This window comes from Aeromonas sp. 600479, assembly GCF_049175515.1.
Lineage (GTDB): Bacteria > Pseudomonadota > Gammaproteobacteria > Enterobacterales > Aeromonadaceae > Aeromonas > Aeromonas veronii_A.
Genome location: NZ_JAAKVF010000006.1, coordinates 87,291 through 110,402 on the forward strand (window position 1 = coordinate 87,291; position 23,112 = coordinate 110,402).

Annotated in this window: 22 protein-coding genes; 3 read left to right on the forward strand and 19 right to left on the reverse strand. The window is 56.2% G+C overall.

What is annotated here, in order from left to right; all coding sequences use genetic code 11:
* Positions 1–28 precede the first annotated feature (28 nt).
* The 14 genes from G5149_RS08985 to tapM all read right to left on the reverse strand — a co-directional run bounded on the left by G5149_RS08985 (position 29) and on the right by tapM (position 12,836).
* Positions 29–610: an aminodeoxychorismate synthase component II gene (locus G5149_RS08985; RefSeq protein WP_421212289.1), complete on the reverse strand. Its 582-nt coding sequence runs from the start codon at positions 608–610 to the stop codon at positions 29–31.
* A gap of 20 nt (positions 611–630) precedes the next feature.
* Positions 631–846, reverse strand: a complete 216-nt coding sequence (locus G5149_RS08990; protein ID WP_019446358.1) for a hypothetical protein — start codon at positions 844–846, stop codon at positions 631–633.
* A 117-nt stretch (positions 847–963) separates the two neighbouring features.
* Complete coding sequence (gene trpS, locus G5149_RS08995) at positions 964–1,968, reverse strand: tryptophan--tRNA ligase (RefSeq protein ID WP_245133605.1); 1,005 nt, start codon at positions 1,966–1,968, stop codon at positions 964–966.
* A 42-nt stretch (positions 1,969–2,010) separates the two neighbouring features.
* The gene (locus tag G5149_RS09000) at positions 2,011–2,679 is read right to left on the reverse strand and encodes a phosphoglycolate phosphatase (RefSeq protein WP_421212290.1); all 669 of its coding nucleotides are present in this window, start codon (positions 2,677–2,679) and stop codon (positions 2,011–2,013) included.
* The gene (gene rpe / locus G5149_RS09005) at positions 2,666–3,340 is read right to left on the reverse strand and encodes a ribulose-phosphate 3-epimerase (protein WP_421212291.1); all 675 of its coding nucleotides are present in this window, start codon (positions 3,338–3,340) and stop codon (positions 2,666–2,668) included. The genes G5149_RS09000 and rpe overlap by 14 nt, the downstream gene beginning before the upstream one ends.
* Before the next feature lie 189 nt (positions 3,341–3,529).
* Positions 3,530–4,402: a Dam family site-specific DNA-(adenine-N6)-methyltransferase gene (locus G5149_RS09010; protein WP_005335008.1), complete on the reverse strand. Its 873-nt coding sequence runs from the start codon at positions 4,400–4,402 to the stop codon at positions 3,530–3,532.
* Positions 4,403–4,472: 70 nt separating this feature from the next.
* Entirely contained in the window at positions 4,473–6,053 is a 1,581-nt protein-coding gene (locus G5149_RS09015; protein ID WP_323969331.1) for an SPOR domain-containing protein, read from the reverse strand.
* On the reverse strand, positions 6,043–7,125 hold the full coding sequence (gene aroB, locus G5149_RS09020) for a 3-dehydroquinate synthase (protein ID WP_421212292.1): 1,083 nt from the start codon (positions 7,123–7,125) through the stop codon (positions 6,043–6,045). Before aroB ends, G5149_RS09015 begins: the two co-directional genes overlap by 11 nt.
* Positions 7,126–7,139: 14 nt before the next feature.
* Entirely contained in the window at positions 7,140–7,658 is a 519-nt protein-coding gene (aroK, locus tag G5149_RS09025; RefSeq protein ID WP_005347909.1) for a shikimate kinase AroK, read from the reverse strand.
* Between the two features lie 191 nt (positions 7,659–7,849).
* Positions 7,850–10,066 (reverse strand): type IV pilus secretin PilQ, encoded by a 2,217-nt coding sequence (locus G5149_RS09030; protein WP_421212293.1) that lies wholly within the window; start codon positions 10,064–10,066, stop codon positions 7,850–7,852.
* A gap of 16 nt (positions 10,067–10,082) precedes the next feature.
* Positions 10,083–10,616 carry a pilus assembly protein PilP gene (locus G5149_RS09035; protein WP_005347917.1) on the reverse strand — a complete coding sequence of 178 codons (534 nt, stop codon included), beginning with the start codon at positions 10,614–10,616 and terminating at the stop codon, positions 10,083–10,085.
* On the reverse strand, positions 10,613–11,212 hold the full coding sequence (tapO, locus tag G5149_RS09040) for a PilO family type IV pilus biogenesis protein TapO (RefSeq protein WP_005347920.1): 600 nt from the start codon (positions 11,210–11,212) through the stop codon (positions 10,613–10,615). Before tapO ends, G5149_RS09035 begins: the two co-directional genes overlap by 4 nt.
* A complete protein-coding gene (gene tapN / locus G5149_RS09045; protein ID WP_288728479.1) occupies positions 11,209–11,787 on the reverse strand; it encodes a PilN family type IV pilus biogenesis protein TapN in 579 nt (192 codons plus the stop codon). Before tapN ends, tapO begins: the two co-directional genes overlap by 4 nt.
* Entirely contained in the window at positions 11,775–12,836 is a 1,062-nt protein-coding gene (gene tapM, locus G5149_RS09050) for a PilM family type IVa pilus assembly protein TapM (protein WP_421212294.1), read from the reverse strand. Before tapM ends, tapN begins: the two co-directional genes overlap by 13 nt.
* A 298-nt stretch (positions 12,837–13,134) precedes the next feature.
* Between tapM and G5149_RS09055 the strand changes: the two genes are divergently transcribed.
* The gene (locus tag G5149_RS09055; RefSeq protein WP_005347929.1) at positions 13,135–15,606 is read left to right on the forward strand and encodes a penicillin-binding protein 1A; all 2,472 of its coding nucleotides are present in this window, start codon (positions 13,135–13,137) and stop codon (positions 15,604–15,606) included.
* Positions 15,607–15,654: 48 nt separating this feature from the next.
* Here the strand turns inward: G5149_RS09055 and oxyR are convergent, their stop codons facing one another.
* The 4 genes from oxyR to G5149_RS09075 form a co-directional block, all read right to left on the reverse strand.
* Positions 15,655–16,554, reverse strand: a complete 900-nt coding sequence (gene oxyR / locus G5149_RS09060) for a DNA-binding transcriptional regulator OxyR (RefSeq protein ID WP_421212295.1) — start codon at positions 16,552–16,554, stop codon at positions 15,655–15,657.
* A gap of 142 nt (positions 16,555–16,696) precedes the next feature.
* The gene (locus tag G5149_RS09065; protein WP_005347931.1) at positions 16,697–18,334 is read right to left on the reverse strand and encodes a methyl-accepting chemotaxis protein; all 1,638 of its coding nucleotides are present in this window, start codon (positions 18,332–18,334) and stop codon (positions 16,697–16,699) included.
* 171 nt (positions 18,335–18,505) lie between these two features.
* Positions 18,506–19,144, reverse strand: coding sequence for a DsbA family protein (locus G5149_RS09070; protein ID WP_041234335.1), 639 nt, complete (start codon positions 19,142–19,144; stop codon positions 18,506–18,508).
* Positions 19,145–19,219: 75 nt separating this feature from the next.
* A complete protein-coding gene (locus G5149_RS09075; protein ID WP_421212332.1) occupies positions 19,220–20,080 on the reverse strand; it encodes a Vmh family MBL fold metallo-hydrolase in 861 nt (286 codons plus the stop codon).
* 126 nt (positions 20,081–20,206) lie between these two features.
* On the opposite strand from G5149_RS09075, the gene G5149_RS09080 reads away from it, so the two are divergent.
* Positions 20,207–21,106, forward strand: a complete 900-nt coding sequence (locus G5149_RS09080) for a LysR family transcriptional regulator (protein ID WP_288728471.1) — start codon at positions 20,207–20,209, stop codon at positions 21,104–21,106.
* A gap of 75 nt (positions 21,107–21,181) precedes the next feature.
* Here the strand turns inward: G5149_RS09080 and G5149_RS09085 are convergent, their stop codons facing one another.
* Positions 21,182–21,961 carry a BPSS1780 family membrane protein gene (locus tag G5149_RS09085; RefSeq protein ID WP_005347934.1) on the reverse strand — a complete coding sequence of 260 codons (780 nt, stop codon included), beginning with the start codon at positions 21,959–21,961 and terminating at the stop codon, positions 21,182–21,184.
* A gap of 303 nt (positions 21,962–22,264) precedes the next feature.
* On the opposite strand from G5149_RS09085, the gene G5149_RS09090 reads away from it, so the two are divergent.
* Complete coding sequence (locus G5149_RS09090; RefSeq protein WP_005347937.1) at positions 22,265–23,086, forward strand: peptidoglycan DD-metalloendopeptidase family protein; 822 nt, start codon at positions 22,265–22,267, stop codon at positions 23,084–23,086.
* The last annotated feature ends 26 nt before the right edge of the window (positions 23,087–23,112 follow it).

The window sequence follows — 23,112 nt, forward strand, 5'->3', positions numbered from 1 at the left end:
TCAAACTTGAGAAGGTGATCACAAATTTTTATGAACAGGACAGAAAATTGGCCAGCAGCAAATGACCCTGTTCGCTCAAAATACTCTCCGGATGGAACTGAACACCCTCGACAGGAAGTGTCTTGTGGCGTAACCCCATGATTTCGTCAAACGAGCCATCGGCATGCTCGCTCCAGGCGGTGACCTCAAAGCAGTCGGGCAGCGTGTCGCGCTCCACCACCAGTGAGTGATAACGGGTCACCCGCAGCGGGTTGTTGAGCCCCTTGAACACCCCCTCACCTCGATGACGGATGAGCGAGGTTTTGCCGTGCATTACCTGACGGGCACGTATTACACGGGCGCCGAAGGCCTGCGCCAGTGACTGGTGGCCAAGGCAGACGCCAAGAATGGGTAGCTTGCCGGCAAAATGGGTGATGGCATCGAGGGAGATACCCGCCTCGTTTGGTGTACAGGGACCGGGAGAGATAACCAGAAAACGGGGGGATAACTGCTCGATATCGGTCAGCATCAATTCGTCATTACGCTTGACTACCACCTGTTGGCCCAGCGCACCAAAATATTGCACCAGATTCCAGGTAAAGGAGTCGTAGTTATCAATTAACAGCAACATGAGATAACCGGCGGCAGTAATTAACGATCGAGAAAACGACCCTGTTCCATTTCCCGCTCACGCTGACATTCGGCCAGATAGATGGCGGCAGCGATGGCAGCAGTCTTGTGATGTTTGTCGATGGCATTGGAGACCATCAATTGCAGGGTATTGAGGTTTTTCGCCTTGCGAAACTTGCGCAGCCAGTGACCTTTGTCACTCAGCTCTTCAATCGAGATATTTGGTTGAACAGACATGCGTACTCTTGGGGATATAACCCGGGTTGAAATAAAGAATTAAACAAAATACAACGTGGGAAAATAAAGAAAGCCAGGCAAATACCCAGCTCTCTTCTACTACACCTTCCCAGTATGTCAGGCTCGAGGAACGAAGCCGACTACATCATATACGCTGGTCAGGGTTTTTTCAGCTCTTTCACGCGCCTTTTGTGCCCCTTCGGCAAGAATCGCGATCAGATGGGCCTCATCCTGACGCAACTCGTGGAAACGAGCCTGGATCGGTTCCAGCAGCGCAACCACGGCTTCGGCGGTCTCGGTCTTGAGGTGACCATACATCTTGCCTTCGAAGTGCTGCTCCAGCTCCGGGATGGAGCGGCCGGTCACGCCGGACATCAGGGTCAGCAGGTTGGAGACGCCCGGTTTGTTTTCCGGGTCGAAACGCACCACCGCCGGATCGTCGGAGTCGGTTACCGCACGCTTGATCTTCTTGACGATCTGCTTGGGATCTTCCAGCAAGCCGATGAAGTTGGCCTCGTTGTCATCCGACTTGGACATCTTCTTGGTCGGATCCTGCAGGCTCATCACCCGCGCCCCTTCGGTCGGAATGAAGGGCTCAGGCATGGTGAACACCTCACCATAGAGGTTGTTGAAGCGGGTGCAGATATCGCGGGTCAGCTCGAGATGCTGCTTCTGGTCGTTGCCGACCGGCACCTGATTGGCCTGATATAGCAGGATATCGGCGGCCATCAGCACCGGATAGCCGAACAGGCCGACGTTGACGTTGTTCTCGAAACGGGCGGACTTGTCCTTGAACTGGGTCATGCGCGACAGCTCACCCATCTGGGTGTAGCAGTTGAGGATCCAGCCCAACTCGGCATGCTGCGGCACGTGAGACTGGATGAAAACGGTGCTCTTCTTGGGATCGATACCGACCGCCAGATAGAGGGCAGCAGCATCGAGGCAGGCCTTGCGCAGGGCAACCGGATCTTGGCGGGTGGTAATGGCATGCAGGTCGACGATGCAGTAGAGGCAGTCGTACTCATCCTGCATATTGACCCACTGACGCAACGCGCCCATGTAGTTGCCGATGGTCAGCTGACCGGAGGGCTGCGCCCCGCTCAATACGATTGGTTTGGTCATAAGAGTAGTAATCCTTGTAATTCAGCCAGTCCGGCGACGCGCTTAGCTCAGCAGCGCATCGAGCAGGGAAAAGTGTTCGAACACCCAGTCAGGCCGGGAGTCGGCAATGGGGCGACCATAGTTGTAACCGTAGGTCAGGCCCACAACCTTCATGCCGGCCGCCTTGGCAGCCAGCACATCATTTTCGGAGTCACCTACCATCAGGGTACGAGCCGGGCTCACTCCCAGCTCCTGGCAGGCGTGCAGCAAGGGCTCCGGACTCGGCTTCTTGACCGGTACGCAGTTGCCACCGAGCCAGAGCGCGAAGCAATCGCTGATACCGAGGGCATCAAGAATAGGCGCGACAAAATCGCTCGGCTTGTTGGTGACGATCGCCTGCTTGTAGCCCAGGGTTTGCAAACGGCGCAAACTCCGGGCAACCCCATCATACATAGCCAGCCCCTGCAGCAAACAGGCGTTGTAGTGCTGGAAAAAGATCGGACGGGCCTTGGCAAACAGCTCGGGGTCGGCCTCGCGATAGGCGATCGCCCGCTGGATCAGCTTGTCGGCGCCGTTGCCAACCCAGGTACGGATCACCGCTTCATCAGCTTGTTCCAGACCCAGATCAGTCAGCGTCAGATTGACCGCCAGCGCCAGTTGGGCGGCGCTGTCGATCAGGGTGCCGTCCAGATCGAACAGCACCAAATCAAATGCGCGCTCAGCGTGTGACATGAGCCAGCTCCGCACGCATCTTGTCGATCACCGCCTTGTAGTCAGGCTGGCTGAAAATGGCCGAGCCGGCGACAAACATGTCGGCGCCCGCTTCGGCGATCTCGCGAATGTTGTCGACCTTGACCCCGCCATCGATCTCGAGGCGGATATCGCGACCGCTCTCATCGATCAGACGACGCACCTGACGCAGCTTGTCGAGGGTGCCCGGAATAAAGCTCTGGCCACCGAAACCCGGGTTGACCGACATCAGCAGGATCACATCCAGCTTGTCCATCACATACTCGAGGCAGGAGAGCGAGGTAGCAGGATTGAGCACCAGACCGGCCTGGCAGCCCATCTCCTTGATGATGCCCAAAGAGCGATCAACGTGATCGGACGCTTCCGGATGGAAGGTGATGAGGGAAGCACCCGCCTTGGCAAAATCGGGAATGATGCGATCCACCGGCTTGACCATCAGGTGCACGTCGATGGGGGCCTCGATACCGTAGTCACGCAGCGCCTGACAGACCATGGGGCCAATGGTCAGGTTGGGGACATAGTGGTTGTCCATCACGTCGAAGTGAACCACGTCGGCACCGGCAGCCAGTACCTTGGCTACATCGTCACCCAGACGGGCAAAATCGGCAGAGAGGATCGAGGGGGCAATCAGAAAGTCTTTCATCAGCATCATCCATTGGCAGCCAGGGAGAAAAAGCGGCGCAATTTTAACGTAAAAGGCGGGCGAAAACGACTCGAATGCGGGGTAAAGGGGGCAATCACCTCCCCTCCCGCAGCAACCCGAGTTATAGGACATCGGCACGGGCGCGGACTCGCCCATAAAAAACGGCGCCCCTGGGCGCCGCATGGTCTGTTACGTCAGTGGCAGCAGTTCGCTGTCACTGGGATAGTAGCCCTGCTCCGGTTCGATTCCGGGCGGATAGAGTGCCAACAACTCGGCCACCTTGTTGCGGGTGCCGCCGTTGCGGCTGATGGTGCGCTTGACCAGGATCTCGTCGAGGCGGGCACCGCGATAAAGCTCACGAGTCAGCTCAATATCGTGGTTGCTGATCAGCACCGGCACCCCTTTGTGAGCGGCGGTGTGACGGGCCAGTCGCGCCAGGATCGCCTGATCATCCAGGGTAAACCCACCGGAGGCATAGGTGGTGAAGCTCGCCGTAGTGGAGAGCGGCGCATAGGGTGGATCACAGTAGATAACCCAATCCTCTTCGGCACGCTTGATGGCGTCGGCGTAGCTCTCGCAGATAAAGGTCGCCTTCTGCGCCTTTTCGGCAAAGGCCCACAGCTCTTTTTCCGGGAAATAGGGTTTCTTGTAGGAACCGAACGGCACGTTGAAGCCGCCCTTCTTGTTGTAGCGGCACAGTCCGTTGAAACCGTGACGGTTGAGAAACAGGAACAAGAGTGCCCGCTCGAAGGTGGTCTCGGTCTGATTGAACTGGGTACGCAGCCGGTAATAGGCCGCCTTGTGGTTGTGCTCTGCCACAAACAGCTTGCGCGCCTCGGCAATGAAACTGTCCGGCGTCAGCTTGAGGTGGTTGTACAGGCAGATCAGATCCGGATTGATGTCGTTGAGCACATACGCGTCGTAGTCGGTGTTGAGAAACACAGACCCGGCCCCGACGAAGGGCTCCAGCAACACACGCCCGGCCGGCAGGCGCTCGGCAATCTCTTCAACCAGGGAGTATTTTCCCCCGGCCCATTTTAAAAAAGCGCGTGTTTTTTTCATGGAAATCCGGTGTGTAAGAAGGCAAGACCCAAAAAGGGGGACGATTTTACCCCCTTATCCGGTATCAAGGCTATTGCTTCAGCTCTTTTTGTACCTGTGCAAACGACTTGGGCCAGGGCTGACCTTTCAGCAAGGCTGGCGGAAGCTTGCGAATGGCACTCTTGGCCTGGGTCAGACCGGCATAATCCCCTTGCAGCACCACATACCAGGGGCTGCCACGGAATTTGGTCTGATAGACCCATACCTTGCCCGCCAGACCATGCTCGGCGACAAATTGATCCACCGCCTTGGTGTTGCTCGCCCCCATCAGCTGAACGCTGTAGTGGTTGCGCGGCTTCTTGTTCAAGGTGGCGACCGGTGTCAGGGCCACTTTGGGTGCTGGCGCGGCAACCGGCTCGTTGCTGGCTGTTTTGGTGGTAGCAGCAGGCGTTGCGGTTGTCGCCGGATTCAGTGCCTTGGCGGTACTGGCTGGCGCCGTGGTTGCGATTGCACCACTGGGGGCTGTGCCACTCGGGTTCTTGCCGGTCAGCTCGTCCACCACGTCAGTAGGCAGAGCGCCGCTCACCTTGGGTTCGGTCATCAGCTTTTGCACGACCTCGTCAGAGATCACCACCCGACGCCCTTCGTAATTGGTTGATTCGGTGGTCACGGTTTCGCTCTCTACCGACTTGGGCAGCACTTTCGCCTCCGGCTGCCAATCCTTCACAACCCCGTTGGGATTGCTGGCTGCAGCGCTGTTTTGCGCGCCTTGTGCAGCGGCATCGGTATTCGAGCCGCCTGCGGTGAGGGGATCGCCTCCCGCTACTGGGATCGGCAATGCCGTGTTCTGCGCCGGATCCTGCAGCGCCGGTTTGCTTTCATTGTCAAACAGCGCAGGTAGCAGGTAGCTCAAAGCCAGCAGGCCGCCAGCGACCAGCGCGATAGCGGTGGCAATCTTCTTGACAGGCAACTCCGCCTGACGCTTCTTGGGCCTTCTGTCGGTCATGATATCCTCCAGTAACTGCATGATGGTGGACGGATGTCCATTCGCCGTTTTCAGGATCTCCTCCACTTGCGGCTTGGGCAAGAGGGTCGCCGGGATCTTGAGCTCTTTGGCTTTCTCATACAAGAAGATGCGCTGCTCGGGCGGGCTCAGGGGCGGCACTTCCAGCTCAAGGGCTGGCATGGCACGCCCTTTGAGCTGCGGCCGTTGGGTACGACACCAGACGTCACTGCCCGAGACGATAATGGCCAGCTGATGGGGCGCCGCCAGAGTATCGTTATGACGGATGATCGCCCACAACTCTCCCAGCAATTCGGCCGGCAACTGGTCGGCACGCTCTATCAGTAGCAACAGGGTGGCAGGCTTGCTCCCCTCCAGCATGCGAAAGAAGCTCTCCGCCAGCGCATCCTGTGGATTGAAGAGCGGGCGCGCCACCACCTGTGGTAGCAACAGCTGGCGCACATCCACCATCTTCATGGCAGGCGTACCGATCAGGCTTACCACCCGCACTTTTTCCGGTAACACGCCGAGCAGGGATTCGCACAGCGTACCGCGACCACAACCGGGTTTACCGGAGAGAAAAATGAAAGGGTGATTGAATTCAATCAGATGCAGCAGCCGGTCAACCAGCTGCCGCTGGGAAGGAAGTTTTAGCAGTTTATTCGTCACGACCAGACTCGATCACCGCCAGCAACTCGGCATCGGACACATCCCCCACCACCTGCGCATGGCCGATGCCAACCGGCAACACCAGACGCAGCTTGCCTTCCAGCACCTTCTTGTCACGGCGCATATGGCGAATAAAGGCGGCGAAATCCATCTCGGCAGGCGCATGAATGGGCAGATTGGCGGCCAGCAGCAGGGCGCGCACTCGCGCGACGTCCTCTTCGCTCATATCGCCACGGGCCTGCGCAGTCCAGGCTGCCAGCATGGTGCCGGCGGATACTGCTTCACCGTGCAGCCAGTTGCCATACCCCTGCTCGGCCTCGATGGCATGACCAAAGGTGTGACCCAGATTGAGCAATGCACGGACGCCGTGCTCGGTCTCATCCTGACCGACCACATCGGCTTTGATCTCGCAGCAACGTTTGATGGCGTAGGCCAGCGCGGCAGATTCCAGCTGTTGCAGACGCACCATGTTCTGCTCCAGCCAGCTGAAGAAATCAGCATCCCAAATGATGCCGTACTTGATCACCTCGGCCATCCCCGCGGCAAATTCGCGGGCTGGCAAGGTACTCAGACATTCGGTATCGATAACAACTTGTTTGGGCTGATAAAAAGCCCCAATCATGTTCTTGCCGAGGGGGTGGTTGACAGCGGTTTTACCGCCGACAGAGGAGTCAACCTGGGAGAGCAGGGTGGTCGGGATCTGGATAAAAGGAATACCACGTTGATAGCTTGCTGCCGCAAAGCCCACCACATCCCCGATCACACCGCCCCCCAGAGCGATGAGGGTGGTATCACGCCCATGGTTGGTTTCAAGCAGAGCAGACATGATCCGCTCAAAGGTCGCCAGGTTCTTGTATGCCTCACCGTCAGGCAGGATCAGGGATTCAACCTGAAAACCGGACAGCAGTGCCATTACCCGTTCAAGATAGAGTGGGGCAACGACCGTGTTGGTCACTATCATCACCCGCCTACCTTTGATGGTCGATCCCAGCGCCTCGGGACGCTGCAACAACCCGGCAGCTATCTCGATAGCATAGCTGCGCTCACCCAGTTCAACCTTCAACCGTTCCATGGACGTCCTCTTGATTACATACCGATCAGCTTCACAATCTGATTGGCAACGATCTTTGCGCTTTGATCATCTGTTTGGATAACAAAGTCAGCCACTTCTTCATAAAGGGCGTTGCGCTCTTGTGCCAGACGCTCAAGCACCTCACGCGGCGGCTCTTCGGTCTGTAGCAGAGGACGGCGTTTGTCTCGCTGTGTGCGCGCCAACTGCTTTTCAATGGTGGTTTCGAGGTAGACCACGATGCCACGAGCAGACAACTTGTTGCGGGTTTCCCGGCTCTTGATGGCACCACCACCGGTTGCCAGCACGATACCCTGCTGCTCAGACAATTCGCTGATCACCTTCTCTTCGCGAATACGGAAACCCTCTTCGCCTTCAACATCAAACACCCAGCCGATATCGGCACCACTGCGGCGCTCAATCTCATGATCTGAGTCGAAAAACTCCATATGCAGTTGTTCTGCCAGATGTCTACCTATGGTGCTCTTGCCCGCACCCATGGGACCTATCAGGAAAATATTGCGTTTCTCAGCCATGTTTTTTCGTTAGTAATTACAAACTGTACGACCCCGATGAATACTGGATCGGGGTACCTATGAACCTTATCTTGCGATGGATCAGGAGGGGGATTATCTCAATAGATATCGGGACTGGCAACCGCAGCCCTTACGCCCCAACCTCATTGGGGCGTAAGGTTATATGTGTTTTACCTTCACATGTAAAGCCTTCAGAAGGCGTCGGTGACTATCTTGGGGGTCACGAAAATCAGCAATTCCCGCTTTTTGTTCTCGCTGGTGGTCTTGCGAAACAGGGCCCCCAATCCGGGTATATCGCCCAGCAAAGGCACCTTGGTCACATCACTTTTGATAGTCTGCTGATAGATGCCGCCGAGTACCAGAGTCTCACCATTGTTCACCAGCACCTGTGTCGTGATGGACTGAGCATTGATGGAAACCGCATCACCGGTACCGGTCGGTACGGTTTCGCCCTTGGTATCCTGGGTGACGGTCAGGTCGAGAATCACACGATTGTCAGGGGTGATCTGCGGTGTAACCTTCAGGCTCAGCACTGCCTTCTTGAAGGTGACCGAGGTTGCACCACTGGAAGAGGACTCCACATAGGGGATCTCGGTACCCTGTTCAATCAATGCCGGTTTCTGATTAGCCGTGGTCACCCTCGGACTGGCGATAATCTCTGCCTTGCTCTCTTTTTCCAGCGCCGACAACTCGAGATCCAGCAAGGTGCCATCAGCCAGACGGGCAACCTGGAATGCCAAAGTACCAGCAGCATTGGTCACCGGCAGGTTGACGTTCAACCGATCGTCAGCTGATGGCCGGGGATTGATAGCCGAACCGCCGTTGTTATTACCTGAGCCATCATTCCCCTCAATAGAGCCGGACGTGCTATTACCATGTCCATCATTCTTGGTCACCCCCCAACGCACGCCAAGCGCCTCATCAAAACCGTCGTCGATGGTCACCATGCGTGCTTCAATGACGACCTGCTTGACCGGAATATCCAGAATATCGAGCATCCGCTTGATGCTGCTGATCACTTCAGCCGTATCTTTGACCACCAACACGTTGGTGCGCTCATCCACACTCACCGCGCCACGTGGCGACAGCAACTTGGTACTCTCGGATGAGAGCAGAGCAGCTACTTCGGATGCTTTTGCATAGTTAATCTGCAAGTATTCGGTATATAACTGGGCCAAATCGGCCACCTGATTACGGCTCTCTAACTGCTGTTTCTCCCGTGCCGCAATCTCTTCAGCCGGAGCAACCAGCAGGATGTTGTTATCAAGCCGCTTATCCAGACCACGTACTTTCAAAATGATGTCAAGCGCCTGCTCCCAGGGCACACCATCCAGTCGTAATGTCAGATTGCCGGCTACAGAGTCGGTGGTCACCAGATTGAGGTTGTTGAAATCTGCGATAAGCTGCAGCACAGTACGGACTGGAATATCCTGAAAGTTCAATGAGATAGGCTTTCCTTGGTACTGCCTTGAGGACGCCGATGCCGCCTGACGTTTTTTCACCTCGATAATGAAAAGTTTATCGGCCTGATCGTAACGGTAATCAAATTGACCATTAACCGACAGTTCAAATAGAGTGTCACTGCCTTGTCGAGACACCTCAACCTGAGAGACCGGCGTTGCAAAATCCTGCACGTTGATCAGATTAAGCAAACCATCGGGCACCCTAGTGCCATGAAACTTGGCAAGTACGGTCTGGCCGCGGCTGCTCACATCGACGGCAGCCGAGCTGTTGTCCAGCGTGACCAGAAACTCCCCCTGGCCATCCTTGCCACGACGAAAATCCACCCCAGTCACCGAGTTGAAATAGGCTCCACTCCCACCGTTCTGATAGTTGCTGAGCAATGGTTTACTGGCGGTAGGAGTAGCAACAGGGGAGCTGACAGGTGTAACAGCTAGTGACTTGGCAACTACCTGAGAATTGAGTAGTGCCGAGGGTGCTGGTGTGGCCAGCATTGCAGAGGACGCTGTTACAGCAGGAGCAATCAGAGCACTATCACCATTATTCAGGGCAGATGAGGTCCCATCCCCCAGGGAAACCAGCAACTTGTTACCCTGCTGCTGAACCTGATAGGGAGCCAGCTGATCGAGCGCAATTTTGATGTCAAGGCCAGCCCCCTTCCCTTCCACCTTAATATTGTCTACCCCCTGACGCTGAATAGGCAGCGGATTTACCTTGAGCGCCCCCACGGCTCCAGGCACATGCAGCAGAAGCTGATTAGGTTGATAAGAGAGGCGATCGGTAAAGCCACTCACAGGCTCGCTGAAGCTGAGCTCCAGTTGTAACTGATCTGCCAGCAATGGATTAACTTTTATCTCTTGCAAGGTTGCCACTGCCCACGCCTGGCTGAAGGCACTGGCGCAAAACAGCAAAGCCACTTTTGTTAGACTGTCTATGGTTGTTCTCATTGCTGTTCGTCCCTGATTATTGTTTTTCTTGCATATTGGCCATCGCCAACTGGGTTTCTCTTGTTACCCAGCACCCCTTTCCATCCGGAATGGTTTCCAGCAAATCCACAGCCGTAGGAGTAATCTTGATGACTCGCCCCTGATCGAGCCCCATATACTGGTTGAGCCCGACCCGTATGGATTTTCCATCGGGTGTGCTGATCAGGGCCCACAACTGCCCGGCCTTGCCCAAAGAGCCATGCATTGACAAGCTGGCGAGGGAGTAGTTTTCCAGCACCTCTTTTTCTCTGTCCATCATAACCTGCGCGCAATCAGGTTTCACTTGGGAGGCACTCGCTCGTCCGACACTTGCTTCTGGTTGAGGCATCATGAAAGGGCTACGCAGGTCACGTTGTTGATAGTGCATGGGGGAAAACGGCTTCAACTGGGGTAACGGTTCAATCGGCACAGGAGGTCTTGCCTTGATTTGCGCAATATAGGAATCCATCTCCTCCTGACCACCACACGCCGCCAGCAAGAGAGCAGGTAACAAGCAGCAGATGCGTCTCATTGTTTCTGCTCCACTGTTTTACCATTGTACTTATATGTTTTGGCAAGCATCGACATAGAAATCAGGTCTCCTGGATCCTTGCTCTGACTCAAGGTAAAGGAGTCGAGAATAACGATACGAGGCAAGGCCGCCATATCTGCTGTAAATTTGCCTATCTGATGATAATCACCCACTACCTCGATCCTCATAGGCAGTTCGGTAGAAAATTCGTGCTTGACTTCTGGTTCCCAGTTGATGCGATTCAGTTTCAAGCCATTATCGGTGGCAATAAAGCTGATATCGTCAAGCAAGCCGGCAACCTCATGGGTATTTGGGAGTTGTTTAAGCTGAGTATCGACCAACTGCTCGAGCTGGATCATTTGTGCCTTGTAGGCTCCCAGGTTAGCTGCCAGCATCGCCTTGCTTTCAAACTGACTTTTCAGCTCTGTCTCTCTGGCACTCTCGTTAGTCAGATTGCCCAATGAATTGGCTATCACATAGTAATAAATAGCACCACCAGTCAATACACAGCACAGCAGGATAAAGACCGCTTTAGCCCATTTTGGCCAGCTCGCGATGTCATTCAGATCAAGCTCGTTGAGTTGCTGAAGATTCATTTGCTCTCCTTGGCCATATCCCCGGCAGCCGCGGCGTTACTGGCAATCAGGAACATCATCGAGAATTGGCTCAACGATACCGGTGCGACCTCTGATGCAAAAATTGTGCTGATTTTTGACTGCCCCAACCAACCGGAGCCATCGATTCGACGCATCATGCTGGCCACTCGGCCATAAGCTTCTGTCTTGCCATTGACATCGATAATGTTGTTTTGCAATGAGAGGGTATTAAGATAAACCCCATTGGGTACCAGAGAGGGGAGCTGGTTAAAGAGGCGAACAGGCACATTCCTCCGCATCTGCAGATGTTCGATAAGCTGCATCCTATCGATCAGCTCTTTGCGACGCTCCTTGAGCAAACGAATCTCACCTAATTGCGCATCGAGGATGGTCATCTCCTGAACCAACCGCTGATTGCGCTGCTGCTGGGCGGTAATCTGGCGCTCGACCAGCCAGTTGGCAAAGAGACTCAGTGCGACAGTGACCAACACGAAAAGCCCAAGCAGGGCTCCGAACTGTTTCTTTTGACGCTGAGCCCGGGCCTCGCGCCAAGGGAGAAGGTTTATATTTGACATGGTGTAAAACTCCTCAGAGCCAACCCGAATGCCGTCATATATTTAGCTCCATGTACCAGGTCTGCGTTCCCTTTCGGTTTTCCAAACAGGGTGAACAAATCCGGATGAAGTACCTCGCAATTGGCTTCTTCTTTTATTTGCACCAACAAGCCAGGTAGTAAACTACCACCCCCGGTCAGCACCAACTTGGCAATATCGCGGTAGCCTGACGAGCTGCAAAACAGCTGGATATTACGCCGCACCTGTTGTAGGAGCGAGTTGATATGTGGCATCAGCACGTCCAGCTCATGGTCAACAGGTAAAGTACCTTTGGTCTTGGCTTGTTCAGCCTCATCAAGGGTCATGCCATAAAAGGATGAGATGGCCTGGCTATATTGATCACCGCCGAAATTCTGCAATCGAGAGTAGATCACCTCCCCCTTAACCAAGGCGGCGAAAGTCATGGCACTGGCACCAATGTCGATCACTCCGATCGGTCGCTCACTCTCCTGCAACTCGGGCAAACAGGCCACTACGGCTCGTCCAAGTGCATGTGCCCCCACATCTACTACCTTGACGGCAATGCCTGCCTCAGCGAGGGCACTGACACGACCATTGACACTCTCTGTTCGAGCGGCACTCAGCAGAACATCCTGACGATCTTCACTGGCATTGGTGCCCAGCACCTCAAAATCGAGACTGACTTCATCAAGGGGGAAGGGAATGATCTGCTCGGCCTCCAGCTGCACCTGGCTCTCCAACTCCTTGTCACCGAGACGGGCATCAATCTGAATTACCTTGGTGATCACGTTGGAACCAGTCACTGCAGTCGCTGCATAATCGCTATGGCCAGAGATAAGACGCTTGAGGTTTTTCAAAGATGGGCTGACCCGCTCGATATCCTGCAGCTGGTAGTCAACCAGTGTTCCTTTCGGGGTGACAACCTCGGCTACAGATTCAATATGCAGCTTGCCGGGACGGCCACTGAGCGTAACGGCCTTGATGGTCTGGCTACCGAAATCAATGCCCGCCAGGGGGAGGAGGGATCCCTTATTAAATAGCCCAAACATATACACATCCATGCGTTATTGGGTTTTATACCTGAATTGAGTGTAGGACACTCTATCATATGAGAGCTTGACCCATCCTAAATGCTCTAACTATCAATGTCATAAAGTTTATACCGAAAAGTGACCCACCTCGCTTTCTTGAGATAAAGGGAGGCACCTTGGTTATTGCTCACTGTAGTGCTAACCTCTCGCATCCTGTCGATGGGTGACTTGCCACAGGAAAACCTCGAATTCCAGATGGCAAAAGGGCTATACTCTGCGCCCGTTGGCTAAATTTAAGACGATTGGTAGTTCTTCCATGCTGAAATGGCTCGTTCGCCTGTTTATTGTCATGATGCTGGGTGCTGTGCTGGGTGTTGCCAGCCTCATCGGTATCTACTTCTATATCAAACCCCAACTGCCCGATGTCACCGCACTGCGTGATGTCAAACTGGCAACCCCGATGAGGGTCTACAGCCGAGATGGGGAATTGATCGCCCAATATGGCGAAATCCGTCGCATTCCGTTGCGCCTGGATGAAATCCCCCAACCAATGATCGATGCCGTACTGGCAACCGAAGATGCCCGCTTCTACGAGCACCCCGGCATTGACCCCATCGGCATCATTCGCGCCGCCTCCGTCTGGGCCGTATCAGGTCATGCCCGTCAGGGTGCCAGCACCATTACCCAGCAGGTTGCCCGCAACTTCTTCCTGAGCAATGAGAAAACCATCATCCGCAAGATCAAGGAGGTCTTCCTGGCCTGGCGGATCGAGCAGAATCTCTCGAAAGACGAGATCCTCGAACTCTACCTCAACAAGATCCCTCTCGGTTATCGCTCCTTCGGGATCGGTGCTGCGGCTCAGGTTTATTTTGGTAAAGAGGTCAAGGATCTGGGGCTGGACGAGATCGCCATCATTGCCGGTCTGCCCAAAGCCCCCTCCATGCTCAACCCCATCCGCTCCCCCGAACGCGCCTTTGCTCGCCGCAACGTTGTGCTGGGCCGGATGCTGGAGACCGGCAAGATCACCCAGGCCCAATTTGACGAAGCCTCCAAAATGCCGATCAAGGCCCGTTTTCACGGCGCCGAAGTGACCCTGCACGCCCCCTATCTGGGGGAAATGGTTCGCCAGAAGATGGTCGAGCAGTTCGGTGAAGATGCCTACACCATGGGCCTGCACGTCTACACTACTGTCTCTGCCGAACGCCAGCGGGCGGCCAGACAGGCGCTGCTGGATGGCGTCTTTGCCTACGATATGCGTCACGGCTATCGTGGCCCGACGGCTCAGTTGTGGAAGGCTGGTGAGTCAGCTTGGGATTACGAGCAGATCGTGGCCCACCTTGGCAAGCAGCCCACTTATGATCCGCTGATGGCGGCGGTCGTGACCAAGCTCGGTGACCGGAGCGCAACGCTGGTACTGAAAAATGGCAAGGAAGCAGAGCTCGGCTGGAACGGCATTAAATGGGCCCGCTCCTTTATTACCGACGACCGTCAGAGCTATGCCCCGAAATCGGCGCGCGATGTACTAAAAGTCGGCGCCCAGATCTGGGTGCGGGAAGAGGGCGAAGAGTTGCTGCTGTCCCAAATCCCGGACGTCAACGCCGCGCTGGTTGCCATGAACCCGAAAAATGGGGCACTGGAAGCACTGGTCGGGGGGTTCAGCTTTGAGCTCTCCAAATTCAACCGGGTCGATCAAGCTCGTCGCCAGATTGGTTCCAATATCAAGCCTTTCCTTTATGCGACCGCGCTGGAGCACGGCTATACCTTGGCGTCGCTCATCAACGATGCGCCGATCAACCAGTGGGATCCGTCAAAAGGGCCCATGTGGCAGCCCAAGAACTCCCCGGCCGTTTATGATGGTCCCACCCCGCTGCGTCTGGGTCTGGCCAAGTCCAAGAACGTGATGTCGGTTCGACTGATGCGCGCCATCGGTCTGGATACCTATATAGATGGTCTGACCCGCTTTGGCTTCCCTCGCGACTTCATCTCTCCCCATGAGTCGCTGGCACTGGGCGCTGCCGAATTCACCCCCCTCGAGGTGGTACGTGGTTACTCGGTACTGGCCAACGGTGGCTTCCTGGTGACACCATATTTCATCGACAAAGTGACCGACAGCCTAGAGAACACCCTCTATCAGGCCAATCCCGCCATCGCCTGCAGCAATTGCGAACAGCAGACGGCGTCCGAACAGAGCACACAGTCACAGCCAACTGTTGATGGCACAGCACAAGATGGCTCTCAGACTCCTCTCGCACCGCTCATAGCCCCGCATACCATAAGTGCCCAGAGCGCATTCCTGATCACCGACACCCTGAGCACAGCCATCTGGGGTGGCAACGGCTGGCGTGGTACCGGCTGGCGTGCAGCCCGCGACCTGAAGCGTCACGACATCTCCGGTAAAACCGGTACCACCAACGAATCGCGGGATGCCTGGTTCTCCGGCTACACCCCGGACATAGTCGCTACTTCCTGGATCGGTTTTGACAACCACCAACGTGGCCTTGGTCGTGCCGAATTTGGTGGTGGCGCCGCACAGCCTATCTGGATCGACTTCATGAAAGTCGCTCTCAAAAAGCTACCGGAGCACAAGATGCCGGTTCCCGAGGGGATCATGACGGTGAAGATTGACAGCGAAACAGGCCTGCTGGCGACCAGTGGTGGCACCGACGAATACTTCAAGGAAGGTACTGAGCCGACCCGTTACGCTGCGCCCAGCTCGGACGGCAATCAGGTCTACGGCGGCGACAACCCCGATATGGAAGGGCCTGTCTCTACCGACGATATCTTCTAGGTCGCTTTTGCGGCAGAAGCAGAACCGGCAGCCTTGGCTGCCGGTTTTTTATTGGGCCAACTGCTTGCGCATCAATGTAGCGATCGTGGCCGCCAACTCGTTGAAACAAGGGCGACGCACCGAGTAGTGGCGATAGAGCAGCGAGATAGTCCGCCCTGGCACCGGGTCGACCACTGGTCGATAACTGACTCCTCCCTCATCATGATCGGCAGGTACGGCCAGCTTTGGTACCAGGGTCATGCCGCTACCGGCAGCTACCATGTTACGCAGGGTCTCGAGACTGGTACCCTTGAAGCGCTGATCTTCACCTATCCCACCAGCAAAACAGAATCCCATCGCCTGATCCCGCAAACAGTGGCCATCGGCCAGCATCAGCAATTTCTTGCCCTTGAGATTGCCGAGCGGCACCTGTCTGGCCTGTGCTTCGGGGTGATGGCAAGGCACCGCCAACCACATCGGCTCGTGGTAGAGCTGGATTGAACCAAACCCCTCCATCCCCGGCATCTCGGCCAGAATGACGCAATCCAGCTCCCCCTCTTCCAGCCGCTTGAGCAGGGTCTGGGTTTGCTCTTCATAGAGGTAAAACTCCAGCTGGGGGAAACGCTCACGCAGGGCCTGGATAATGCGGGGCAACAGATAAGGGCCCACAGTCGGAATAAAGCCGATATGGATCTCCCCGGACATCGGCTCGGAAAAATGCTGGCCGATGCTCTTGAGCTCACGCACCTCCTTGAGCACCCGACGCGCCTGATGAGTCATGGCATCGCCAGCCGGGGTAAACAGCACCTTGCGCGAGGTACGTTCGATCAGAATGACGCCGAGTTCATCCTCCAGCTTGCGCAGCTGACCACTCAGGGTAGGTTGACTGACAAAGCAGCGTTCGGCGGCTTTGCGAAAATGTTTTTCCTCATCCAGCGCCACCAGATATTCGAGATCGCGAAGATTCATACAGCAAGAGTCCTGCCTGGAAAATGGGCCATCAGCATGCACAATATCACCCGGCGGAACAAGTCATCGGCTCGCTCTGGCCCTCGGAAATAACAAAGCCCGATCACCTCGCGGCAATCGGGCTGTTTGACTCGACAAGGGATTACACCCTGAAACGGCGCACCATATCCTGCAACTGGCTGGCCAAATGGTTCAACTCGTTGCAAGCTTGAGCCATCTGGGTGGCACCGGCCGCCACCTCTTCGGAGGCGTGGCTGATATTGACCACGTTGCGGTTGAGCTCCTCACTCACCGCCCCCTGCTCTTCGGTGGCTGTCGCAATCTGGATATTCATGTGGGAGATGCTGCTGACCGAGCCACTGATCTGGGAAATGGACTCTCCCGCCTCCCGAGCGGTAGCTACAGTGGTGTTCATCAGCTCCTGACTCTGTTGCATGGTACTGCCCGCCTGTTCGGCACGCTGCTGCAACTCGGCAATGATGGTATTGATCTGGGAGGTGGAGTCCTGAGTGCGCTTGGCCAGCGTACGCACCTCATCAGCCACCACCGCAAACCCCCGTCCCTGCTCACCGGCACGGGCCGCTTCAATGGCCGCGTTCAATGCCAGCAGGTTGGTCTGTTCGGCAATGCCGCGGATCACCTCCAGCACCATGCCGATATTGCGGCTATCATCGCCCAGTTGGCGGATCACCACCGCGGTACTCTCGATGGCACCGGCGACCCGTTCAATACGCAAAATGGAGTCATTCACCGTTTGCGCACCAAGTTCAGCTGTCTCACTCGCCGAGGTGGCGGCACTGGCGGCATCGCTGGTGTTGCGAGAGACCTCCTGCACCGTGGCCTGCATCTCGTTCATCGCTGTTGCAAGCTGATTCAATTCATGCTGCTGCGCGTTCATGTTGTCAGCTGATTGTCTTGCAACGGCACTAATCTCTTCCACCGCAGAACTCATCTGCACAACAGAGCCAGACACCTCCCCTACTAACTTACGCAAATTGTCTTGCATCTGTGCAAACCCTTTTGCCAGCTGCCCCAGTTCATCTCGATTGAACGCATGTAGATCTAGGCGATGGGTCAAGTCACCTGCAGCAATCTTGTCTACAGCCTCCAACAAACGGTTTACAGGGCGTTTAATCTGCTGACTCAAATACCACGCAATCAATACAACGAAGATCAATGTTGCGGCTCCCGTAATTAGACTGAGTACTCTGGAGCTGTTGTAAGCATCCTCTCCATGTGCATCCATTTCCCTGCCAATGCGTTCATTGATCTCACGTAAATCCGCAGTGAGTTTTGTCGCTTGATCCAGAGAAACGCGGATATCACCTTGAAGGATCTCCCTAATATTGCTATGGCTCGACTTTGCAGCCTGATAAAGCGGAGTGTGAACAGCAAAGTAAGCTTCTCCTGCTGTTTTCAAAGCGCGGAAGGTTTGCTCTTCATCGACAGCATTAAACGCCAATCGACCATAATCAGCCGTAGCTTTTTCGAAGCGCGCTTTAGCTTCCATGACCCCCTGTTGAGTACGCTCTATCTCAGCACTGTCATTGTTATCCATCGCTATCACCATGGATAGTTGTGATCGACGAGCATCAAGCAACGCGATATTCATCTGGGTGGCATAACGAACAGAAGGGATAAGGTTGTCAGCCAATAGGGTGCTCTGTTGGTTGAGATACGACAGCCGTGACACGCCGTACCCTGCAAGCAAACATACGCAAATTGCCAATACTGCAAAGCCAGCACTCAACTTCTGGCCTATGGACATATTCTGGAGCATAGATTCATCCTTAACTGCGTGTCATCGTTTAATGTCGGTTTTGAGAGGAGCTATCTGTTTATATTTTTGTAATTGAGCATAGCCGTAGAGCAGTGCTTTTGTAGTTTGGATAAGCACGCTATTGATCGCTATCGACACACAGATAGGAGCACGTTAACTAACGCGAACTCATCACCGTTTAACCAGTATTGGAATCAGCAATTCCGGCTCTCCCAGATACTGGTTGAGCTCTATCCTTTCGAGTCTTCCCTCTCGCTCTATACCCAAAGTAGGATAGCCCTGACCACCCAGCCGCTTCATCCAGCCCTGGCTATCTGCCAGATGTTGCAGCAAGGGGGCCTGCAGATAAGCTTGCTGGAATGCCTCGGCTGCAATCCCCTGCTCTGCCGCCAGAGTGGCAAGAAACGCCAGCTCGCCAGTCCAGATCCCGTCTCGATAGTGGGATTGCTGGATCCGGTGCAACATAGCCAACCCATCGCCCCCCAATGCCGTGACAGCCAAGATCGCGCGGATCGGCGGCTCGGAGTCCAGCAGAGCCCCTTCCCGCAACAGCAATTCGTTGAAATAGCGCTCGCCAAAATGCTGGCCGGTCAGCGCTTCGATCCGCTGATCATGGGGGCGTACATAATCACGCAATGCCTCGCCCATCGGCTGACGGCGGCTGCCCAGCCAGAGGCCACCCGCATGCAGCTCGATCTTGAGCCCGTCAAGGGTGGCTGCCGCCTGCAACAGGGGCGCGGCACCGTAGCACCAGCCACAGAGCGGGTCATAGACATAATGGAGGGTAGTTTGTTGTTCGCTCATCTTCATTCTCGCTTCAATCTTGGATAAAAAACCGGGCCCTGAGGCCCGGTAAAAAAACACAGGGAAAGCAGGCTCAGTGGCTTACCACTTCATCTCGCCGGTATTGACCTTGGCACCGATGGCCAGACCATCGTCAACCGGCAGCGCTGGGTAGGCCTTCTTCAGAGCCTCGATCAGCTCGCCGGAATTTTTTGCCTTGGCCAACTCCTGCTCGAAACGCTCTACATAGTCACGGGTAAAGGTCACAGCCGCAGTGCCTTTGGGAGCAGTCCCCAGGAAGTGGCCCGGAACCACGCGCTCGGGTTTCAGGGCCAGCAGGTTGTCCAGCGCCTTGACCCAGTTGCTGCGGGCTCCCTTGGTCTGACTGTCTGCCATCCAGACATGCACCCCGTGATAAACCGGCACACCACCGAAAGCAGTCTTGATGGAAGGGGCCCAGAGGTAGGCATTCGGGGTATTCATCTCTTTGATCTCAATCTTCTCGCCATCCAATGTCAGGTGGCTGGCAGTCATCACTTGCGGCACGGTCAGGCTCTTCGGTGCGCCCTTGCCGAGGATCGGGCTCCAGTAACTCAGCTTGGCATCCTTGGTCTGGTTGATATGGTCAACCACATGCTGGTCAGCCAGCACTTTGACATCAGGGAACGCAGCCATGACGGGCTCCAGACCGAAGTAGAAGTCGGGGTCACCGGCACTGATATACACAGTAGTCAGCTTCTTGCCGCTCTTCTTGATCATGTCGACCAGCGCCTGACCATTTTGCACGTCGAACTGGGCATCGATCAGGATGGCCTCTTTGTCACCGGTCACCAGTGAGGAGGAGACCGGGAAGATCGCCTTCTCGCCAGGGTTGTAGACGGTCACGCTCAGAGGGGCGGCCAGTGCGGCGCCACTCAGCAGGGTGGTAGCCAGAGTCAGGTTGCGGATCAGGGTGTTGTTCATCATCTATTCCTCATTAAGTATTCGGGGGGTCATTTGATGGACACAGTGTATTAGATCGCGTAAGGTGCAAATACAGCATAAAAAGCGCATCACTGTTGCACATATCGAACATATAGAGAGCCATACATGGATCGACTGACCGCATTGCAGGTCTTCGTCAGCGTAGTCGAACAAGGGAGCCTGAGCGGCGCAGGAGAGAAGCTGGATATGTCGCGCGCCATGGTGTCGCGCTATCTTGCCGAGCTGGAGAGCTGGATGGGCGCCCGCCTGCTGCACCGCACCACCCGTCGTCTGAGCCTGACCGGGCCGGGAGAGGAGGCACTGAACCGGGCCCGCGCCATGCTGGCGCTCGGCGAAGAGATGGAGCAGATCGCCGTGAAGGGGGATGACGCCCCCAAGGGACAACTGCGGATCACCAGCAGCTACTCTCTGTCAGAAGCGCTGCTGGTCGGTGCTGCCAACGATTATCTGGCGCAATACCCTGGGACGGCCATCGACATCCTGCTGCTCGACAGAACCGTCAATCTGGTAGAGGAGCGGATCGATCTGGCAGTGCGCATCACCAACGACCTCGACCCCAATCTGGTGGCACGCCGTCTCGGCACCTGCCACTCGGTGGTCTGTGCCAGCCCGGCCTATCTGGCCCGTCATCCGATGCCACACAAGGTGCAGGATTTGGCGCTGCACAACTGCCTCACCTACACCTACTTCGGCAAGAGCCTGTGGGAGTTCAATGGACCGGATGGCCCCGAGTCAGTGCCGGTCAGCGGTAACCTGAGCGCCAACATCTCCAACCTGCTGCTGGAAGCAACGCTTGAAGGCGCCGGGATCAGCCTGCAGCCCCGCTACTCGGCCCAACCCTATCTGGAGCGAGGAGAACTGGTCCCCCTGCTGACCGCCTGGCAGCCCAAGCGCCTCGGGGTCTACGGGGTGTATGCCACCCGTAAACAGATGTCGCCGCTGCTGCGCAGCTTCCTCGATTTTCTGCTGGCCCGCATGGCGGCTGATCACATCTGGCAGGAGTAAGCACTCCTCACACCCAAGCAGCACAAACATAACGAAGGGGCCGCTGCAGGCCCCTTCTTCACTCTGATCCCTTGATCAGGCTTCAAATCCGAATGGTTCTGAGTGCGGCGCTTCCGGCTGCGCACTCTCGTCGAGGAAAATATCCCGATAAGCCACATAGATGGAGTAGTTGAGCGCCGGGATCACCACCAGCAGACCTACCAGCAACAACATAGCGCCAAACAGCAACAACATAGCTGAGAGCAGTCCCCACCAGAAGAAGGGCCACATATTGCGCCAGCAGCCAACGAAGCTCAGACGCACCGCCTGGATGATGCCGATATCGTGGAAATAGATGAGCGCCGGGGCAAAGGTGACCCCCATCAGCACGGGAACAATGAGCAACATCCCCACTAGCAATACCAGCAGCAGTTGCTGCAACTGGCTCGCAGAGACCACCATGCTCTCGGGAGCCTGCGTCAGCAGCGGGAGCAGCCCCCACACGGAGAGCAGACCGAGACAGACGAGTCCAACCAGGCTGAACAGCAGCAACACCAGTAGACCACCGAGCATCAGCGGGGTCAGCTTGTGGCGAAAACCGGCGAAGAGATCGGCAAACTGCAGCTGCTCGCCCCGATAGCCCCGTGCGGCGACCGCCACCCAACCCGCGCCCCACACCATGTAGAGCAGCTGGGAGATAAGGCCCCCCGCCGGCAGTTGCTCCAGCAGCATGCCGACCATAAACCAGACCAGCACCATGGCCACGCTGATCCCCATCCCCTTGTTGAAGATATCGAACCCGCTGCGAACCCAAAGCCAGCCACGACCTGTTGTGTACCGGGCCGGTGTGGTACGCAAAGGGGGTAATCCGTTCATATCGTCTCCTCGGAGTGTCGGTGGCATCAGTGCCGGAAGCCGATTCTAGAGCCAGGGCGGGGGCGACTCAATGGCGAAGCAACCCGACCACGACATAAAACCTGACGCAGCGATGCACAAAAGGGGGCGTCAGCCACGCCCCGCCTCTGGCTGCCCCGACCATAACGAGGCACAATCTGCCCCCTTCCCCAGCCGCGCCTGTCGTGGCCTACGTGTCGTGATCACCCTTTAGTGATCGATGAATACCGGACAGGGGGTTGTCATCCCGCCATCCCGGGCGCTTTAACATCGAGTGGTATCGTCATGAGAGTTGTGTGTTGTCTGTTGTTGTTACTGGCCAGCCAATCAGCCCTGGCCGAGGGTTTTATCAGTCGCCTGCTCAACCATCCGGTGCCGGGTGGCGTTGCGGTGATCCCTCTTGGCGCGTCACCCACTGCCCCCACGGCCCGCTATCACGACAACCCCGTGCTGGTGGTGCGCGAAGATAACCAGTGGATCGCCATCGTCGGCATCTCTCTCAAAAACCCGCTTGGGGCCCAGCAACTGACCACTGGTGATGGCCGCACTCTCGGCTTCACCGTCACCCCCAAGCACTACCGCGAGCAGCACATCAAGCTCAAGAACAGCCGTCAGGTCAATCCGCTTGCCGAGGATATGACCCGTATCAACCGCGAGCTGGCGGAGCAGACCCGGGCTTACCAGACCTTCAGCCCCAACCAGCCGAGCAACCTGCTGTTCGACAAGCCGGTCAACGGCCCCCTCTCCAGCCCGTTTGGCCTGCGTCGCTTCTTCAATGGCGAGGAGCGCAACCCCCACTCCGGCCTCGACTTCGCCGTGGGCGCCGGCACCCCGATCAAGTCCCCCGCCGCAGGCAAGGTGATCCTGATCGGCAACTACTTCTTCAATGGCAATACCGTCTTTGTCGACCACGGTCAGGGGCTCATCAGCATGTTCTGCCACATGTCGAAGATCGATGTGAAGCTCGGCCAGAGCCTGCCGCGGGGGGGCATCGTCGGGCGAGTCGGTTCGACCGGCCGCGCTACCGGCCCACATATGCACTGGAACGTCAGCCTCAACGATACCCGGGTCGATCCCGCCATCTTTATCGGCGCCTTCAAGCCTTGACCTGATTACAAGAGAGGCAACCCATG

Coding starts and splice junctions, on each gene's coding strand:
- G5149_RS08985 (WP_421212289.1), bottom strand. CDS start 610: ATGTTGCTGTTAATTGATAACTACGACTCCTTTACCTGGAATCTGGTG.
- G5149_RS08990 (WP_019446358.1), bottom strand. CDS start 846: ATGTCTGTTCAACCAAATATCTCGATTGAAGAGCTGAGTGACAAAGGT.
- trpS (WP_245133605.1), bottom strand. CDS start 1,968: ATGACCAAACCAATCGTATTGAGCGGGGCGCAGCCCTCCGGTCAGCTG.
- G5149_RS09000 (WP_421212290.1), bottom strand. CDS start 2,679: ATGTCACACGCTGAGCGCGCATTTGATTTGGTGCTGTTCGATCTGGAC.
- rpe (WP_421212291.1), bottom strand. CDS start 3,340: ATGAAAGACTTTCTGATTGCCCCCTCGATCCTCTCTGCCGATTTTGCC.
- G5149_RS09010 (WP_005335008.1), bottom strand. CDS start 4,402: ATGAAAAAAACACGCGCTTTTTTAAAATGGGCCGGGGGAAAATACTCC.
- aroB (WP_421212292.1), bottom strand. CDS start 7,125: ATGGAACGGTTGAAGGTTGAACTGGGTGAGCGCAGCTATGCTATCGAG.
- aroK (WP_005347909.1), bottom strand. CDS start 7,658: ATGGCTGAGAAACGCAATATTTTCCTGATAGGTCCCATGGGTGCGGGC.
- G5149_RS09030 (WP_421212293.1), bottom strand. CDS start 10,066: ATGAGAACAACCATAGACAGTCTAACAAAAGTGGCTTTGCTGTTTTGC.
- G5149_RS09035 (WP_005347917.1), bottom strand. CDS start 10,616: ATGAGACGCATCTGCTGCTTGTTACCTGCTCTCTTGCTGGCGGCGTGT.
- tapO (WP_005347920.1), bottom strand. CDS start 11,212: ATGAATCTTCAGCAACTCAACGAGCTTGATCTGAATGACATCGCGAGC.
- tapN (WP_288728479.1), bottom strand. CDS start 11,787: ATGTCAAATATAAACCTTCTCCCTTGGCGCGAGGCCCGGGCTCAGCGT.
- tapM (WP_421212294.1), bottom strand. CDS start 12,836: ATGTTTGGGCTATTTAATAAGGGATCCCTCCTCCCCCTGGCGGGCATT.
- G5149_RS09055 (WP_005347929.1), top strand. CDS start 13,135: ATGCTGAAATGGCTCGTTCGCCTGTTTATTGTCATGATGCTGGGTGCT.
- oxyR (WP_421212295.1), bottom strand. CDS start 16,554: ATGAATCTTCGCGATCTCGAATATCTGGTGGCGCTGGATGAGGAAAAA.
- G5149_RS09065 (WP_005347931.1), bottom strand. CDS start 18,334: ATGCTCCAGAATATGTCCATAGGCCAGAAGTTGAGTGCTGGCTTTGCA.
- G5149_RS09070 (WP_041234335.1), bottom strand. CDS start 19,144: ATGAAGATGAGCGAACAACAAACTACCCTCCATTATGTCTATGACCCG.
- G5149_RS09075 (WP_421212332.1), bottom strand. CDS start 20,080: ATGAACAACACCCTGATCCGCAACCTGACTCTGGCTACCACCCTGCTG.
- G5149_RS09080 (WP_288728471.1), top strand. CDS start 20,207: ATGGATCGACTGACCGCATTGCAGGTCTTCGTCAGCGTAGTCGAACAA.
- G5149_RS09085 (WP_005347934.1), bottom strand. CDS start 21,961: ATGAACGGATTACCCCCTTTGCGTACCACACCGGCCCGGTACACAACA.
- G5149_RS09090 (WP_005347937.1), top strand. CDS start 22,265: ATGAGAGTTGTGTGTTGTCTGTTGTTGTTACTGGCCAGCCAATCAGCC.